The organism is Mesorhizobium sp. M0058, from assembly GCF_040323095.1.
GTDB lineage: Bacteria > Pseudomonadota > Alphaproteobacteria > Rhizobiales > Rhizobiaceae > Mesorhizobium.
Genome location: NZ_JAMYUQ010000009.1, coordinates 121,371 through 136,271, shown reverse-complemented (window position 1 = coordinate 136,271; position 14,901 = coordinate 121,371). Strand labels below are relative to the sequence as shown.

The 14,901-nt window shown below is 62.2% G+C and carries 11 protein-coding genes, 1 tRNA gene and 1 pseudogene; 8 read left to right on the top strand and 5 right to left on the bottom strand.

Annotated features, from left to right (window positions below; genetic code table 11):
- Positions 1–4: 4 nt before the first annotated feature.
- The 4 genes from NKJ75_RS17240 to NKJ75_RS17225 all read left to right on the top strand — a co-directional run bounded on the left by NKJ75_RS17240 (position 5) and on the right by NKJ75_RS17225 (position 5,473).
- Positions 5–988, top strand: a complete 984-nt coding sequence (locus NKJ75_RS17240) for a trypsin-like peptidase domain-containing protein (protein ID WP_023745069.1) — start codon at positions 5–7, stop codon at positions 986–988.
- A gap of 304 nt (positions 989–1,292) precedes the next feature.
- Positions 1,293–2,423: a hypothetical protein gene (locus NKJ75_RS17235; protein ID WP_155921533.1), complete on the top strand. Its 1,131-nt coding sequence runs from the start codon at positions 1,293–1,295 to the stop codon at positions 2,421–2,423.
- Positions 2,420–5,089, top strand: a complete 2,670-nt coding sequence (locus NKJ75_RS17230; RefSeq protein WP_023745068.1) for a DNA/RNA non-specific endonuclease — start codon at positions 2,420–2,422, stop codon at positions 5,087–5,089. Before NKJ75_RS17235 ends, NKJ75_RS17230 begins: the two co-directional genes overlap by 4 nt.
- A gap of 111 nt (positions 5,090–5,200) precedes the next feature.
- Positions 5,201–5,473 carry a hypothetical protein gene (locus NKJ75_RS17225; RefSeq protein ID WP_023696133.1) on the top strand — a complete coding sequence of 91 codons (273 nt, stop codon included), beginning with the start codon at positions 5,201–5,203 and terminating at the stop codon, positions 5,471–5,473.
- A 39-nt stretch (positions 5,474–5,512) separates the two neighbouring features.
- On the opposite strand, the gene NKJ75_RS17220 is transcribed toward NKJ75_RS17225, so the two are convergent.
- Positions 5,513–5,587, bottom strand: a tRNA-Val gene (locus NKJ75_RS17220).
- Between the two features lie 128 nt (positions 5,588–5,715).
- Positions 5,716–6,399: a phosphoglycolate phosphatase gene (locus NKJ75_RS17215; protein WP_023691328.1), complete on the bottom strand. Its 684-nt coding sequence runs from the start codon at positions 6,397–6,399 to the stop codon at positions 5,716–5,718.
- Between the two features lie 155 nt (positions 6,400–6,554).
- Here NKJ75_RS17215 and rpiA point away from each other — a divergent pair, with 155 nt between their 5' ends.
- The 3 genes from rpiA (at position 6,555) to gor (ending at position 9,406) form a co-directional block, all read left to right on the top strand.
- Positions 6,555–7,286 carry a ribose-5-phosphate isomerase RpiA gene (gene rpiA, locus NKJ75_RS17210; protein ID WP_023820739.1) on the top strand — a complete coding sequence of 244 codons (732 nt, stop codon included), beginning with the start codon at positions 6,555–6,557 and terminating at the stop codon, positions 7,284–7,286.
- Positions 7,273–7,890 carry a DUF2059 domain-containing protein gene (locus tag NKJ75_RS17205; protein WP_023835078.1) on the top strand — a complete coding sequence of 206 codons (618 nt, stop codon included), beginning with the start codon at positions 7,273–7,275 and terminating at the stop codon, positions 7,888–7,890. Before rpiA ends, NKJ75_RS17205 begins: the two co-directional genes overlap by 14 nt.
- Before the next feature lie 124 nt (positions 7,891–8,014).
- Positions 8,015–9,406, top strand: a complete 1,392-nt coding sequence (gene gor / locus NKJ75_RS17200; protein ID WP_352499979.1) for a glutathione-disulfide reductase — start codon at positions 8,015–8,017, stop codon at positions 9,404–9,406.
- Positions 9,407–9,483: 77 nt separating this feature from the next.
- Here the strand turns inward: gor and mgtE are convergent.
- Together mgtE and NKJ75_RS17190 are read right to left on the bottom strand one after the other, a co-directional pair.
- Positions 9,484–10,850: pseudogene (gene mgtE, locus NKJ75_RS17195) on the bottom strand (magnesium transporter).
- Positions 10,851–11,139: 289 nt separating this feature from the next.
- Positions 11,140–13,026, bottom strand: a complete 1,887-nt coding sequence (locus NKJ75_RS17190) for an ABC transporter ATP-binding protein/permease (RefSeq protein ID WP_023835079.1) — start codon at positions 13,024–13,026, stop codon at positions 11,140–11,142.
- Positions 13,027–13,631: 605 nt separating this feature from the next.
- On the opposite strand from NKJ75_RS17190, the gene NKJ75_RS17185 reads away from it, so the two are divergent.
- Positions 13,632–14,066: a hypothetical protein gene (locus NKJ75_RS17185; protein ID WP_023750697.1), complete on the top strand. Its 435-nt coding sequence runs from the start codon at positions 13,632–13,634 to the stop codon at positions 14,064–14,066.
- Between the two features lie 125 nt (positions 14,067–14,191).
- Here NKJ75_RS17185 and NKJ75_RS17180 read toward each other — a convergent pair whose 3' ends face one another.
- Positions 14,192–14,872: a DsbA family oxidoreductase gene (locus NKJ75_RS17180; protein WP_023835080.1), complete on the bottom strand. Its 681-nt coding sequence runs from the start codon at positions 14,870–14,872 to the stop codon at positions 14,192–14,194.
- Between the last annotated feature and the right edge of the window lie 29 nt (positions 14,873–14,901).

The following is a 14,901-nucleotide window of genomic DNA, read 5'->3' as shown; positions in this document are numbered from 1 at the left end:
TCCCATGACCGAATGGACGCAATCCGAACTGAACAGTCTCAACCGCATCCTCGCCAACCTTTACCCGATGATCGGCGACGGCGTGCGTGTTGCCAAAGGTGTCGGTCTTTCGACGGCCCAGATCGCCTTTGACAACAAGGCGATCAACAACTGGTTTGCGATTGTCCAGCGCGCAAAGCAGGAGACCAGGGCCGACGACCTCGTCGCCTTTGCACTCGATGAGAATCCCGGCGACCAGGCACTGCTGCAGGCAAAGCAGCACGCCCCGCCGCCGCCGGTCGAAGGCCCCGCGACCGCCAATTGGAGCGGCGCGACGGCGCCGGCCCAGCTCGAAAAAATCCTTGGCGACAAGAGCACGCTGGTGCCGATCAGCTATCTCGAACTCGGCCTTGTCAGGGCAAGATCGGTGGTGCGCATCAAGCGTGCGGATGGCAGCTCCGGCACCGGCTTCATGACCACCGGCGGGATACTGATCACCAACAACCATGTCTTGCCTGACGACGCTTCATTGGCGGGCACGGTGGTCCAGTTCAACTATCAGCGCACCGTTGCCGGGCTCGACGCGCCGCTCGACCAGTTCGACATCGACACCGCCGTGCCGCTTCGTACCTCCAAGGACAATGATTGGTCAGCTGTCCGCATCAAGGGCGATGCCTCCAAATGGGGCGAGTTGGAATTGAAGCCCATGGCCGTCAAGGCCGGCGACCATGTCAACATCATCCAGCATCCCGGCGGCGCGCAAAAGCAGATTTCATTCGTCGCCAATGTCGTGGCCTTCGTCGGCGGCGGCCGCGTCCAGTATCTGACCGACACGCTGCCGGGTTCCTCGGGCTCGCCGGTCTTCGACACCGACTGGAACCTGATTGCGCTGCATCACAGCGGAGGCTGGCTCACCGAGCCCAACGCGCCTACCAAAAGCACATATTATCGCAACGAAGGCATCGCGATCGACACCATCATCCAGGACCTCGCGGCCAAGCCCGTGTAGATGGTGAGCTATGCAGACCGATGGCGCAGCTCGATGCGCGGCGATTTGGGACTACGGCATGTAAAATTTTTCGGATGTGACGGTTTATAACGCCAGACACCAAACACCAGGGAGTTCAGAGATCAGCGCCTATTTCGACCTCAGGCTTCAACTGGCTGATCTCTACCCATTGCCTCCCGATTGGTTGCAGGTAACCAAGGACGCTGGAATCGTCGCTGGCGCCATCAACCTCCAGGGGGCGGCGCTTACAGTCTGGTTCAACATCCTTGACTATGCGTTGACCAATAAACTGTCGCAGGCGCTTATGACTGCCGTCGTGGCGCAAAATCCGCAGTGCGCGGCCCGGTTCAAGGCCTATCTGGACGAACTCGCCGCGGGCCAGAAACCGACGGCCGAGTTGCCCGGCATGACGACCGACGATCGGGTCAACACCGCGCTCGCAGGCTTCAACGCCGTCAACCAGCAGTCCAAGGACATTCAGGCCACGCTTGCCGCCGACAACGGCCTCACCAATGTCACCAGCCAGATCGATGTCCTCAAGACCTACAAGGACCTGCATGACCATCTGCAGAGTTTTCAATACGGCATCGGCAGCTTCCAGAACCTGCTGGTCGCCGCCCGCGACATGGGGGCCGACCTGGAGCAGGTCCGCGTCATGCGCAATTTCCTCAAAATATTGAAGCTCTTCTGTGTCTCTATCGGAGAGTCGGTCATGGAGCTGCCGGCGGGGCCGGCGCTTCACGATATCGAGCAGGCCTGGCTCGACGACCTCAAGGCGGCTGCGATCAAGTTGCAGGCTGCCATCGATAACAAGTCTCCGGACGCCTACGACGCGCTGTTTGACGTGCGCACCGTGCTGCGCGTCGTGCCGTCGCGGCTCAACCAGCAGATTTTCGTCACGGCAAAGAACCTGCCCTTCGGACTTTTGGCCACCGGTCTAGATACGATAGCCGGCAAACTTCCTGCAGAAGAGCCGTCCGTGCCCTTGATCAAGGCCGCGCATGACGCGATCATGGTGCTGTCCTCGACCATCTATGCGCGCGTCGTCGAGCACAAGCTATGGCAGGACATCGACAACAAGCTGGCCAGCCTTACCGACATGATCGAGCCGATAGAAGGGGGCGCTGCGGCGGACAAGTCGCTGCCGTTCCAGTTTTCGCCGCTGTGGCGAAACCTGGAAGTGAAGGTCAAGGTTCTTGCCGACCTCGACCCCACTGGAGCGTGGCGGGCGACGCTCGTCGACTACTCCACCGACGTCAACGACCAGCTATCGCGCGAGACCGTCGATACCGCCTTCATCCTTGCCTTCGAAGCCTATCGGGACGAGGCCCAGCAACGCTTCGTCCAGGTCGATCTGGCGCTGAAAACGGAATGCGCCTCGATCGTCCGCGTCAGCACGCCTTTGCACAAGATCATTGAGGACCTGGGGCCATGAGCGATGAACTTGCGACAGGCACGGAGACCGAAACTCCGGCCGATTTTATTTCGCTGAGCGACATCCGGATCGCACATCTCGAGCTGATGCGCATCGCCAGCAGCAATGAAGCCGTCGACCCATCGATGAGCCGCAGCGACAAGGCCGGCGCCGAGACGACGGAAGCCAGCATCGACAACACGGCCCCCGATGCGCAGGCCATCCGCGACTTCCTGGCCAAGGCACGGCGCGCCGGCAGCACCATCGCGCGGGAATCCGACCGGCGCGCGGCGCAGCGCATACTCGATTATTGGTCCGCCGAACTGGTCACGCGGCCGGGCATCACCTCAGCCGACGTCAGCCCGGCGCGGCTCGCGTCTTTCGCCGGCGGTGGTGGGCTCGAAACAGCCGAGCCAGTTGCCGTTGCGGCCGACGACGAATCCGCATCGCGTGAAATCACCGATTCCGGGGCGATCGCCATCGCTGTCCCTGAACCTGTAGTCGTGACGACCAAAGACGGTGCCGTATCCGGCGACGGCTTCGCATCCGACGACGAACTGAGTTCGGACGAACTGACCGAGCGCTTTCGCATTCGCGTGGCCGCCCAGGCGCGGCAATGGAAGAACACCGGCTATCCCGGCTATCTCCTGCGCGGCGAAGCGCTGAAGGAGGCGGCGGAGCTTCCGCAGGGGCCAGACATCGCCGAGTTCGTCGAGGCGAGCGCCAAGGCGGAGACCGACAGCCAGAAGCAGCGCGATCGCAGCAAGAATATATTGATCGCGCTGTTTGCCATCCTGGCCGCGATCCTTGGGGCAACCACCTATTTCGCCTACGTCCAGAGAAATGACGCTGTTGACGCGCGCAAGGATGCCGAGACGACGGCGAGTGAGGTCGCAAAGCTCAATGGAAAGCTTTCCACCGCCCTTGAAAAGACGGAAGACGCACGCCAGCGAGCCGAGGCTGCACTTGCCGTTGCCGAGAAGAAGGCGGAAGACGCCGCCAAGACGCTGGCCGAGCAGCAAGCCACGCAGGCCACTTTGCGATCCGCGATCTTGCTTGTGGTCGAACAGCTCAAACTCGGCAGCGTGTCCCTGGACAAGTTGGCGCCCGATTTGCGACAGGGGGTGCTGGTCGAGCTGGCCGGGCAGGTCAAAAGCGGCGAGGTCGCGCTCGACCAATTGCCGGCGCCGCTGCGCGCCGCGCTTGAACCGCTGCTTGGCAAAGACATAGACAAACAGCCTAACGTTCTTTCGGGATACAAGGTCGATTTCATAGGGGCCACGATCGGCTTGCCCAGGATAACCGACGACCTGGCCAACGACGCCGTGGCGCCGCCGCTTGATTACATCAACTACTCGCTGGTCATGGGCCGAACTCATCGCATGGCCATCTATTCGGCCGTCAACCTGGATCGGTCGCAGAGGTTGCCGCTGCAATTCACCGCCAGCAGACTGAAACCCGACAGCCGATTGTCGGTCGACTACCAGCCTCGTCCCAACTGGTACTTTCGCGCGGACCGGCCCTGGCTGGCGGCGCGATTTGCAAGTGCCAGCGACATCGCCTGGGGTCCGGAGTTCGCCGGCGATCCGGCAACGGCGGCGCTCAAGCTGGCGCAGTATGCCTCTTTCCTGCCAAACACGATGCCGCAGCCGCGTACTTTCTACGGCAGCCGATGGGTGCCGCTCGAAAACTGGGTTCGCTCGCAGCACAATCCGCTCGCCAATCGGGTGACCATCTTCAGTGGTCCTGTCTTCCGGCCCGCGGACCAGCCGGTCGACGGCGTGCCGGTCCCTTATGCCTATTGGAAGCTCGCGGTGTCCTCGGTGTCGGCGGCCGTGAAGGGAGAGGTGAGGGAGCCGGAATTTGAGGTCGATGCGTTCTTCATTCCAGCCGACGCTACGGGGGCGTTCAACGTCGAGCAGTATCGGCTCCCGGTTGCCGAGCTTGAAAGGCTCACGAGCCTCAATTTCGACCCTCTCATCGAATGGACGGATTCACTGAAGAACCGCGGCCCCAATGGAACCGCGGCCGACGAACTGGCGGCTCGCGTCAAGCTGCTCGACGGCGCAAATGATGCACTGCGCGGTGACCTGATTGCCGTCCTCGAAGACGCAGACCTTCCGGTGGTCGAACGGCAGAAGATCGTCGCGGCTCTCGTCGAGATGGCCGGCCTGCAAAGCATAAGCGGGCTGACACCGGCGGGGCGCCGCAACGTGCTTGAGACCCTGCTTGGGGTACCGCCTGAATTGTGGGAACGCCCGGACTGGCTGGCTGTGTTTGCCGGCGCGCGCCGGGCGGTTGCCGATCTCGCCCTTTCGGCAGCCGACGGCCAGACTGTTATCGGTGAGCAGGATCGCAACGCACTCAACACGCTGAAGGACCGGCTGCGTATCCAGCAGAGCCCACAGACGGTTTACGTCCAGTTCGCCGGCATGGCGCGCGAGGAGGCCGGGGCGCTTTCCGCAAAAATGCGGGCCTTGGGCTGGGGCATTCCAAACCCTGGCGAAGAACGTGTCGCCGCTGCCGCCGGCAAGAACGAAGTTCGCTACAACCCCTACAACGACGCCGACCGTGGCGCCGCCGAACTGCTGGCCGCCGACCTCACGGTTGCCGCTGGCCGACTGGTGACAGCCCGTGCGGTGCCGATCATCAAGGCCAACACATTGGAGATATGGACCAGCATATAGAAACACTGAAGGCCCGAGCGGGGCGAAGACAAGGGCGCGTAAAAAAGCCGCGATGCGCCGCTCACTATCGTCGCGACAAATACGGGCTGTTCTCACTCCAGAGGTTTTTACATGCGCACGCGTCACGCCGTCATGCTTGCACTTTCCGCGCTTTGCATTCCAGCCGTCTCCATGCCGCTGCAGAAAGCCAACGCGCTGGAGCCTGAAAAATACACGGTCTATTGCGCCAACGATCACATCGAGGTTTCGTTCTGGGATCTCGAGCAGATGAAGGTGCGCAACGGCTCCGATGTCTGCCAGTTCCAGAGCTACACGAGCTACTCAAGCGCCTTGAACTTCGCGCAGAAGAATTTTGGTGGGGAAGGGGCGAGTTGCAGCTGCTAGGAGTGCTGGCTTGGAGTGCGCTGTTCAGGGAAAGAAAGATGGTGGGCGATGCAGGGATTGAACCTGCGACCCCACCCGTGTGAAGGGTGTGCTCTCCCGCTGAGCTAATCGCCCGCTCGTTGCCCGAAGGCCAAGCGAGCCGCGATATAAGGGAGGCAGGGTTGTGAAGTCAAGGCGATGCGCCGGCCTTCTGTGCCTGAAATAGGCGAGGGCAGGCGCTGCCGCGCAATCGCCCGTTTCGCTCAGCCGGCCGCAGCTGCAATCAGCCGTTCCGCCAGGTCGAGCGTCAGCGCGTCGAAATGCGAAATCACCGCCGACGGCTCGAATTCTCTGACATGGCGGTCGGTGTAGCCGAAATCGACGGCGACCACCGGAATGCCGGCTGCCTTGGCGGTGTCGATGTCGGTCTGCGAATCGCCGACCATCAGCGCATGATGCGGATCGCCGCCGGCGAGCCGGATGGTCTCGGTCAGATGGCGCGGGTCGGGCTTGCGGAAGGCGAACGTGTCCTGGCCGGCGATCGCGGCGAAATGCTTTGTCAGGCCGAGCGCCTCGATCAGCGCTTTCGAATTCGCCTCATATTTGTTGGTGCAGATGGCGAGCAGATAGCCGGCCTTCTCGAAGCGGGCGATGGCTTCGACGACACCGGGGTAGGGGCGCGACTTGCCGGGGATGTTGAGTGTGTAGTGGTCGAGGAACACCTTCAGCAGCCTGTCGTGCTCCTCCACCGCCAGCGATTTCTGCTGCGCGGTATGCGCGCGCTCGATCATCACCCGTCCGCCCTGGCCGACAAAACGCCGGAAGCCGGCCTCGTCGACAGCGGCAAGCTCGCTGGCGGCAAGGCTGTGGTTGAGGCTGTCGAGCAGATCCGGCGCCGTGTCGATCAGCGTCCCGTCGAGGTCGAACACGATGATCGGTTGGGTCATGGCCTGTCCTGTGGCTGATGCATTGCAGGCAGGCGATAGCGGCTGCGCTTCTTTCAGGCAAGCCGGTGCGAGCCAAAGTCTTTGACCCTGCGGGCAAAAGTGCTAGGAGCGCGCATCCAGAAAAATCAGAACCAAGCCAAACCCCTGGGGCGAGCATGGATGCGAGGCAGTTGAAAGTCGAGGCCGCGCGGGCAGCCCTTGCCCATGTCAGCGACGGCATGCGCATCGGCATCGGCACCGGGACGACGGCCGACGAATTCGTGCGGCTGCTGGCCGAAAAGATCGCCACCGGCTTGTCCGTCATCGGCGTGCCGACGTCGGAGCGCACCGCAGCCCTTTGCCGCGAACTTGGCGTGCCGCTGTCGACGCTTGAGGAAACGCCCGAGCTCGACCTTACCGTCGACGGCGCCGACGAGATCGACGCGGCGCTGACACTGATCAAGGGCGGCGGCGGCGCGCTGCTGCGCGAGAAGATCGTCGCGGCGGCATCTCAGCGCATGATCGTCATTGCCGATCGCTCGAAGATGGTCGACACCCTTGGCCGGTTTCCCTTGCCGATCGAAGTCAACCAATTCGGCCTGTGCGCGACCGAAATCGCGGTCGCGGCAGCGGCCAAAAGTCTCGGCCTTTCCGGCCCGGTTACATTGAGGATGACGGGGGGCCAGCCTTTTGTTACAGACGGCGGCCATTTTATCCTCGATGCATCTTTTGGCCGCATTCCGGATACAAGAGCGCTTTCTAATGCTCTCCATGCCATTCCTGGTGTGGTCGAGCATGGTCTTTTCATCGGGCTGGCGTCAGCGGCCATCATCGCCGGCGGCGACGGCATCCAAACAGTCCATGCCGCCCGAAAACCAGGGAGTTCTACCGATCATGATGTTGCATAACCGGGTTCGCAATCTTTGCGCCGTTCTGGCGGCTTCGGCCGTTTTCGCCTTCTCTTCCCCGGCGTTCTCGCAGGAGATCACGGAATCGCATCTGAAGGCGGCACGGGCGGCGGTCACGGCAATCCACGCGACCGACTCGTTCGACAACATCCTGCCGCAAGCGGCGGCCTCGCTCGAGCAGCAGCTCATCCAGAAGAACCCTGATATGCAGGAGCTGATCGGCAAGACCGTCAGCGAAAAGGCACTGGCGCTGGCCTCGCGCCGTGCCGATCTGGAGAAGGAAGCAGCGCTCGCCTATGCCAAGGTGTTCTCCGAGAAGGATCTCACCGACATCGCCGCCTTTTACAATTCCGATGCCGGCAAGAAGCTGCTCGACAACGGCCCCAACGTGACGCGCGAACTGGTGAAGGCCGCCGACATCTGGCAGAACGGCCTGGCGCGCGATCTCGCCCAGCAGGTCGGCGAAACGCTGGCAGCCGCCGCGAAGGCCGCTGCTCCGGCCGCGCCTGCGCCGGATAGCGCAACTGCCCCCGCCGATGGCGCTGCACCTGCCGACGGCGATGCGCCCGCAGACGGTGACCAGCCGGAAGCGCCGAAGAACTAAGACGTCTGATTTCGCCACCGGCATCCTTGCCGCTGGACCAGAAAGCCCGGTGGAAACCGGGCTTTTCTTTTGGCTTCATGCAGCCTACCTGTCTCAAACATTTCTTGGGGCAAGGAACAGCAGCATGGCCGGTTACGACTACGATCTCTTCGTCATCGGCGGCGGCTCCGGCGGGGTGAGGGCGGCGCGCTTGGCGGCAGCGCTCGGCAAGCGTGTCGGCATCGCCGAGGAATACCGCTATGGCGGCACCTGCGTCATGCGTGGCTGCGTGCCGAAAAAACTCTATGTCTATGCCTCGCAATTTCCCGAGCATTTTGCCGACGCCGCCGGCTATGGCTGGACGGTGCCGGAGGCGAGCTTCGACTGGCCGACGCTGGTCGCCAACAAGGACCGCGAGATCGCCCGTCTGGAAGCGATCTACGAAAAGAACGTGAAAGGCGCCGGCGGCGAGACGTTCCACTCGCGCGCCATGCTGGTCGACCCGCATGTCGTGCATCTCCTGGGCGATGACCGCACCGTCACCGCCGACCAGATCCTGATCGCCACCGGCGGCCGGCCGGCGCCGCACCCGGCGCTGCCCGGTCACGAGCATTGCATCTTTTCCAATGAGGTTTTCGACCTCAAGCAACTGCCGAAGGCGATCATGATCGAGGGCGGCGGCTACATCGCCGTCGAATTCGCCAATATCTTCCACGGCTTGGGCGTCGACACCACGCTGGTCTATCGCGGCAAGGAGATACTGTCACGCTTCGACATGGACCTGCGGCACATGTTGCACGAAACCATGGAAAAGAAGGGGATCAAGATCCTCTGCCACGCCGTGTCGGAATGGGTCCGCAAACGGCCGGACGGCAGGCTGGATGCGTTGGTCACCGGCGGCAAGGTGCTGACCGTCGACCAGGTCATGCTCGCCATCGGCCGCCTCCCCAACACCGAGAATATGGGCCTGGAAGGCGTCGGCATCGAGCTCGGCTTAACCGGCGCCATCGTTGTCGACGAATTTTCCCGCACCAACATCGACAACATCTGGGCGATCGGCGACGTCACCAACCGCGTGCAGTTGACGCCTGTGGCGATCCACGAGGCCATGTGTTTCATCGAGACCGCATTCAAGGGCAATCCGACCGCGCCCGACCACGACACCATCCCGACCGCCGTCTTCTCACAGCCGGAGATCGGCACCGTCGGGCTGTCCGAGGACGATGCCGTCAAGCGCTACTCCGATATCGAAATCTACCGCGCCACATTCCGGCCGATGCGGCACACGCTGTCGGGCCGCGACGAAAAGATGCTGACGAAGCTGGTGGTCGACGGCGCCACGCGAAAAGTGCTCGGCGCGCACATCCTCGGGCCGGACGCCGGCGAGATGGCGCAGTTGCTCGGCATTCCGCTGAAGGCCGGCGTCACCAAGGATGATTTCGACCGCACCATGGCCGTCCACCCCACGGCAGCGGAGGAACTGGTCACCATGTACAAGCCGACCTACCGCGTGAAGGACGGCGTGCGGGTCGATTGATGCCCGCGCGCTCCATCTTGAATACCCCCATCCCATCGCAGCCGCTGTTGCCACCGCGATGGGACGCCTGAAGCTTATTACAACAAAGTGCCGCGCAGGATGACCAGCGCCACCGAGAAATAGATCACCAGGCCGGTGACATCGACCAGCGTGGCGACGAACGGCGCCGAGGCGCTCGCCGGATCGAAGCCGATCCGTTTCAGCGCGAACGGCAGCATCGACCCCGACAGCGAGCCGAAGGTGACGATGCCGACGAGTGCTGCCCCCACGGTCGCCGCGATCAGCGGCCAATGCGGCCCATAATCGTAGAAGCCCATATATTGCCAGAGCGCGATGCGGCAGATGCCGACCACGCCAAGCATGGCGCCGAGCACGAAGCCGGTGGGCAATTCGCGCAACGCCACCCGCCACCAGTCGCGAAGGCCGATCTCGCGCAGCGCCAGCGCGCGAATGACGAGCGAGGTCGCCTGCGAACCGGAATTGCCGCCCGAGCTCATGATCAGCGGGATGAACAGGGTGAGCACGATCGCCTTCTCCAGTTCGCCTTCATAGCTTTGCATGGCGTTGGCGGTCAGCATCTCCGAGATGAACAGCGCGCACAGCCAGCCGCCGCGCTTCTTGATCATGGCGAGAAAGCTCATCTTCATGTAGGGCTCGTCGAGCGCCTCCATGCCGCCGAAGCGATGCGCGTCCTCGGTCGTCTCCTCGATCATGGTGTCGATGATGTCGTCGATGGTGACGATGCCGAGGATCTTGCCGTGGTCGACGACGGGAACCGCGAGCAGGTCGTATTTGGAGATCGTCTGCGCCAGTGTTTCGCAATCGGTCAGCGGCGTCACCGTCACCGGCGCGCGATCCGGCGCCACCGACAGGATCGGATCGTCCGGCTCGCCGGTGATCAGCCGGCGCAGGCCGGTCGAGCGCACCAGCACATGCGTGTCTGGATCGACGATGTAGATGGCGTAGACGGTCTCCCGCGTCCGCTCCACCTTGCGGATGTAGTCGAGCGTGCGCCCGACGGTCCAGTCCGACGGCACGCTGACGAATTCGGTCGTCATGATCGAGGCGGCGCTGCCTTCGGGATAACCGAGAATGGAAAGCAGCGTTGCCCGCAGCGGCGGGACCAACCCGCCGAGCAGCTGGAGCGCGCCGGTTCGTCCAGTTCGCGCAGGATATCGGCGGCGCGGTCGACCGACATGGCGGTCAGGAGCTTGCACGCCTTGGCGCGCGGCAGCGCCTCGGCCAGATCGGAGGCGCCGTCGAGTTCAGGCTGGTCGAAGATCTCGACGAGCCGCTCGAACGGCATTTCGCAAAGCAGTTCTATCGCGGTATCGCGAGATTCCCGGTTCAGGGCCTCGACGACATCGGCGACGTGATCATTGGCAAGGATACGGGCGATAGCGACGGCATCGTCGCCCGCTACGACGGGGGTAAATTCGTTCATGGCTCACTCCTTGCCGTCCGGCGGGACGTGAGCCGTTAGAGGTCACATCGAGGCGGACGGCGGTTGCGTTCGACTACTGTCGCCAGGCATGGCGCGGTGACCTTTCTGCTCGCGGTTCGAGTTGGAATTCAGCGAGCGGGCGCAACATAGGAGCGCATCTTGGCGAGTCAATCGCGGGAGTGGCGGAAAACAGCCGGGAGCCGGCCCAATCGCGAGACTGTGATGATTATTGAAGGGGGAGGGAGCGAGTGCCCCGCCGCCAGTGGCGGAACGCGCTTCGGCGCGGCTGCTATTTCTGCTTCAGCCGGCGTGAAAAACGCATCCATTTGTCCTCGACCGGCCGCGGCTGCGTAAGGATGGTGGTGAGCTCGCGCGGCAGGTTCGGAACAAGCGGCCTCTTGGTGGCGACGCCGTCGGCGATCGCGACCACGCTGTGATAGAATTCTACGCCCGAGGCCGAGCGTGGCGCCACCGCCTCGTGCATGATGCTGATCACCGTGACATCGGGACAATTGTCCTTGATCGCCTGATGGAAGGCAATCTTGCCATCGGGATCGAGCGCGCCGGTCGCTTCGTCGAGGAACAGCAGTCCCGGTTGCTGCAGCACGATGCGGGCCACCACCAGCTTCTGCTTCTGGCCGCCCGACAGCAGCTGGTCCCAGATCTTTCCCTCGCGGCTTTCATCGGCCATGTGTTCGATGAAGTCGCCAAGGCCCGCCTTGTGCAGGGCAGACGCCACTTGCGCATCGCCATAGTCCTGCTCGGAGCCGGGCAGGGATACCAGCTGCTTCAGCGACACCTGCTGCAGCTTGACCTCCTGGGCGGCATAGAAACTCTTCACACCGTCAGGGAAGACGATGGTGCCGCGGCCATAGGGCCACAGGCCGTTGATCGCCTTGATCAGTGAAGTCTTGCCGCAGCCGGATTCGCCCTTGAGGAATGCCCACTCGCCGCGCCGGAAGCGCAGATTGGCAGCACTCAGGAATGGCGTGGCGTCCTCGCCCTGATGCGCCAGTTCGAGCTTCTGGATGGTCAGGCCGAAGACGGGGTTCTGGCTGGCATAGTGGAAGTCGGACTGGCCGGTCTGGCTGTAGAAGTCTTGCGGCTGCTGGACGTTTTCGATGGCGTTCGCCAACTCAATGACGCGCTGGCTGTTGGCCCGCAACGTGGCGAGACTCGGCATGACATGGATGAACCAGGAACATTTGCTGATCAGCGCGTTGACCTGCTCGGAACCGGTTATGTAGCCCTTGAGGTCGACGCCGTTGTGGATGAACGGCACCAGACCAGGTCCGTAGGCGACAACTTTGGCCCCGACAAAATTATAGACCGATTCGAATCCCGCATAGAGGGTGTTGACGATGTTGAGCTTCGACCAGGTGGTATCGATATCGAGATAGAGCCGTCCATGTATCGTCTTTTGCACGTCTTCGCCTTGCGACGCCGACACATGGAAACTGCGGCGCAACAAGGTGATCAGTTCGCTGCGATAGGTGCCTTCGGCCTTCTGCATCCTGACGTTGAGCCACTCCAGCATTCCGCCGAGTTTGATCGCGATCCAGGTATTGACCGGCACGTAGATGGCAACCGCCAGGAGAGCGAGGACGGCGCTGCCATAGCTGCCGAGGGCATCCAGGCCTTTTACCTCCACGGAATTCGCCAGCAAAGCGCCGCCGACAAAATAAAGTGAGGTGAAGACGCCGAAGACACCTTGGGCAAGCCCGATGGCGCCGCCCGCCATGTCTTTGATGGATTCCTGCACGCGCTGATCGATGTTGTCGGGCGCTGGCGCATCTGGCGAGCCATTCTGAGCGTGGTAGTGCGTATGGTTGGTATCGAGCAGCGCCGCATTGAAACGCGCGTTCAACCAGGCGCGCCATTTGCGATGCAATGTCGCCGATACAAATTTGCAGGCGCCTATGATTCCCATGTCCTTGAACACGACCAGCAGCACAAGCAGGCCGGCATTGGTAAGCACCGATTCAAGGGGCGTGGTATTCGCGGCGTCGTGAAAAAAAGCGATTGAGGCTGCCAGTTCGCCCGCCAACACGGTAAACCAAACGTCGGCCTTGCTCGACAGGGCTATGATGAGTGCGAGGACGACGGTGAGAGCCCAGGCCTCCCTCCACCGGTCCGAGAACCAGTAGGCCCGCATCAGTCCCCAGAAGGTCCGCATCGACGATACTGGCGTCAGGGGCGACGGCCCGACGGGGGCGTCGCGGTTCCAAAGTGCCGATATTGAACGTCGCGGTCTGTCGACCCGAATCACAATCCCGCCCAAACCTTTTTTAGTTTTGTTACGGATAGTAACACCAATTGATCATTTTCTATGAATTTTATCCCGGCGGATGTGAAGCAGCCCACCCGCCGTTGCCATGAGGCAACAGTTGGCGCTGCGAGATCGCCGTCTTTGGGCCAAATTTGTCCTTTATTTCAATGTGTTGCGAGAACGTTCAGATGTGCGAATATATTCCCTGAGGGAAGGCTCATACACGGCTTTGTGACCAAAAGGCCTGCCCGTCGGCCGGTTTTCCCACCGCGCGCTAACCGGATCGCCCGAAAAATTGCCGTCCATGATCGCCCCAGGCCGCCCGAATCATCTCACCGGCCATCATGGTTGGGCACGCAAGATCGTCGCTGCTGTAAAGCGACTGTTCATGAGGTGGCACGCGCTTTTTAGCTGCAGTTCAACACCGTTTGACAATCAAGCGCACTGGAATGAACCTTGCCGGGCACTGTCGGCACCAATGCATGTCCGGTCCCCAACAAGGAAGCTCCCCAATGCTTGCAAGCGCAGCCGTTCCCGCAATCGTGACGCTCTTTGCCTGGCTGCCTCTTGCGCATGCCGGCAGCCAGACCATTCCGGCAAGCGCCGAAGGGCAAATCGAGTTCAATGCGCCGTCCGGCAACATCGGCTGCATCTACACGCCGAAGGGCGGCACCAGCACCTACGAGCCACAGGATGGCGGTCCGGAACTGAGCTGTTCGCGCGTCGAGCCCAGCTACGTCACCGTGATCCTTGGGCCGAACGGCCCGGCGACATTGATCAAGAATCCGGGCGAGCAGGGCTGCTGCAGCGATGTGGCGAAGCTGGCTTACGGAAGCAGCTGGAGCAAAGGGCCGTTTACCTGCCAGTCGTCAACCAAGGGACTGACCTGCACGGGCAGCAACGGCCACGGATTCTTCCTCAGCAAAGCCAAGGTGACGGTGAAATAACCCGAGCATGATCCCGAAAAGTGGTTGCCGGTTTTCTCGGACAAACGGGAAACCGTTTTGTCCAGAGATCATGCTCAAACAAGGAGATAGAGCCCATCCCGATTTCCATCGGGATGGAACAGGCTCTAGCCGGCCTTTTCCAGTTCGCCCTTGGCCTTTGCGACCGCGACTTGGCGGATGGCATCAGTCAGCGTGTCGGCGTCCTGCGCGCCCATGACGGCGTATTTGCCTTCGAGCAGGAAACACGGCACGCCGGTGATCCCCATCCGCGATGCCGTGGCGATTTCTGTGCGCACCTCCTCGACGTCGGCATCGGTCGGCAACAGCGTTTCGACCACGGCAGCGTCCATGCCGGCCTCGCGGGCGGCATCGATCAGCACGGCGTGATCGCCAATATTGCCGCCTTTCTCGAAATACAGTTGGAACAGCCGGCGCACGAGCCGGTTCTGCACGGCTTCACCGGCGGCACCGGCCCAGCGGATGACACGATGCGCGTCCAGCGTGTTGGCGGCGACCTTGATGGCGTCGAAAGCGAAATCGATGCCTTCGGCTTCGCCGAGCGGCTCTATGCGGGCATGCATCTGGCGGATGCGCTCGTCGCTGCCGAATTTGGCCAGCATGTATTCGCGCCGGTCCTTGCCCTCGGGCGGGATGGTCGGGTCGAGCTGGAACGGCCGCCAGCGCACATGAACCTCAACGTCGCCGGCAGCGGCAATCGCTTTATCCAGCCGCTTCTGGCCGACGAAGCACCAGGGGCAGACGACGTCGGAAACCACGTCGACGGAAATGGAATTGTCATCGCTCATCTTGATCTCCTGCAGCCGAGCGTTTTACC

What these genes read in the sequence shown, in the direction of transcription:
- rpiA (WP_023820739.1), top strand. Translation starts at nt 6,555, where the DNA reads ATGGATGCGAGGCAGTTGAAAGTCGAGGCCGCGCGGGCAGCCCTTGCC.
- NKJ75_RS17185 (WP_023750697.1), top strand. Translation starts at nt 13,632, where the DNA reads ATGCTTGCAAGCGCAGCCGTTCCCGCAATCGTGACGCTCTTTGCCTGG.
- NKJ75_RS17215 (WP_023691328.1), bottom strand. Translation starts at nt 6,399, where the DNA reads ATGACCCAACCGATCATCGTGTTCGACCTCGACGGGACGCTGATCGAC.
- gor (WP_352499979.1), top strand. Translation starts at nt 8,015, where the DNA reads ATGGCCGGTTACGACTACGATCTCTTCGTCATCGGCGGCGGCTCCGGC.
- NKJ75_RS17230 (WP_023745068.1), top strand. Translation starts at nt 2,420, where the DNA reads ATGAGCGATGAACTTGCGACAGGCACGGAGACCGAAACTCCGGCCGAT.
- NKJ75_RS17190 (WP_023835079.1), bottom strand. Translation starts at nt 13,026, where the DNA reads ATGCGGACCTTCTGGGGACTGATGCGGGCCTACTGGTTCTCGGACCGG.
- NKJ75_RS17240 (WP_023745069.1), top strand. Translation starts at nt 5, where the DNA reads ATGACCGAATGGACGCAATCCGAACTGAACAGTCTCAACCGCATCCTC.
- NKJ75_RS17205 (WP_023835078.1), top strand. Translation starts at nt 7,273, where the DNA reads ATGATGTTGCATAACCGGGTTCGCAATCTTTGCGCCGTTCTGGCGGCT.
- NKJ75_RS17235 (WP_155921533.1), top strand. Translation starts at nt 1,293, where the DNA reads ATGACTGCCGTCGTGGCGCAAAATCCGCAGTGCGCGGCCCGGTTCAAG.
- NKJ75_RS17225 (WP_023696133.1), top strand. Translation starts at nt 5,201, where the DNA reads ATGCGCACGCGTCACGCCGTCATGCTTGCACTTTCCGCGCTTTGCATT.
- NKJ75_RS17180 (WP_023835080.1), bottom strand. Translation starts at nt 14,872, where the DNA reads ATGAGCGATGACAATTCCATTTCCGTCGACGTGGTTTCCGACGTCGTC.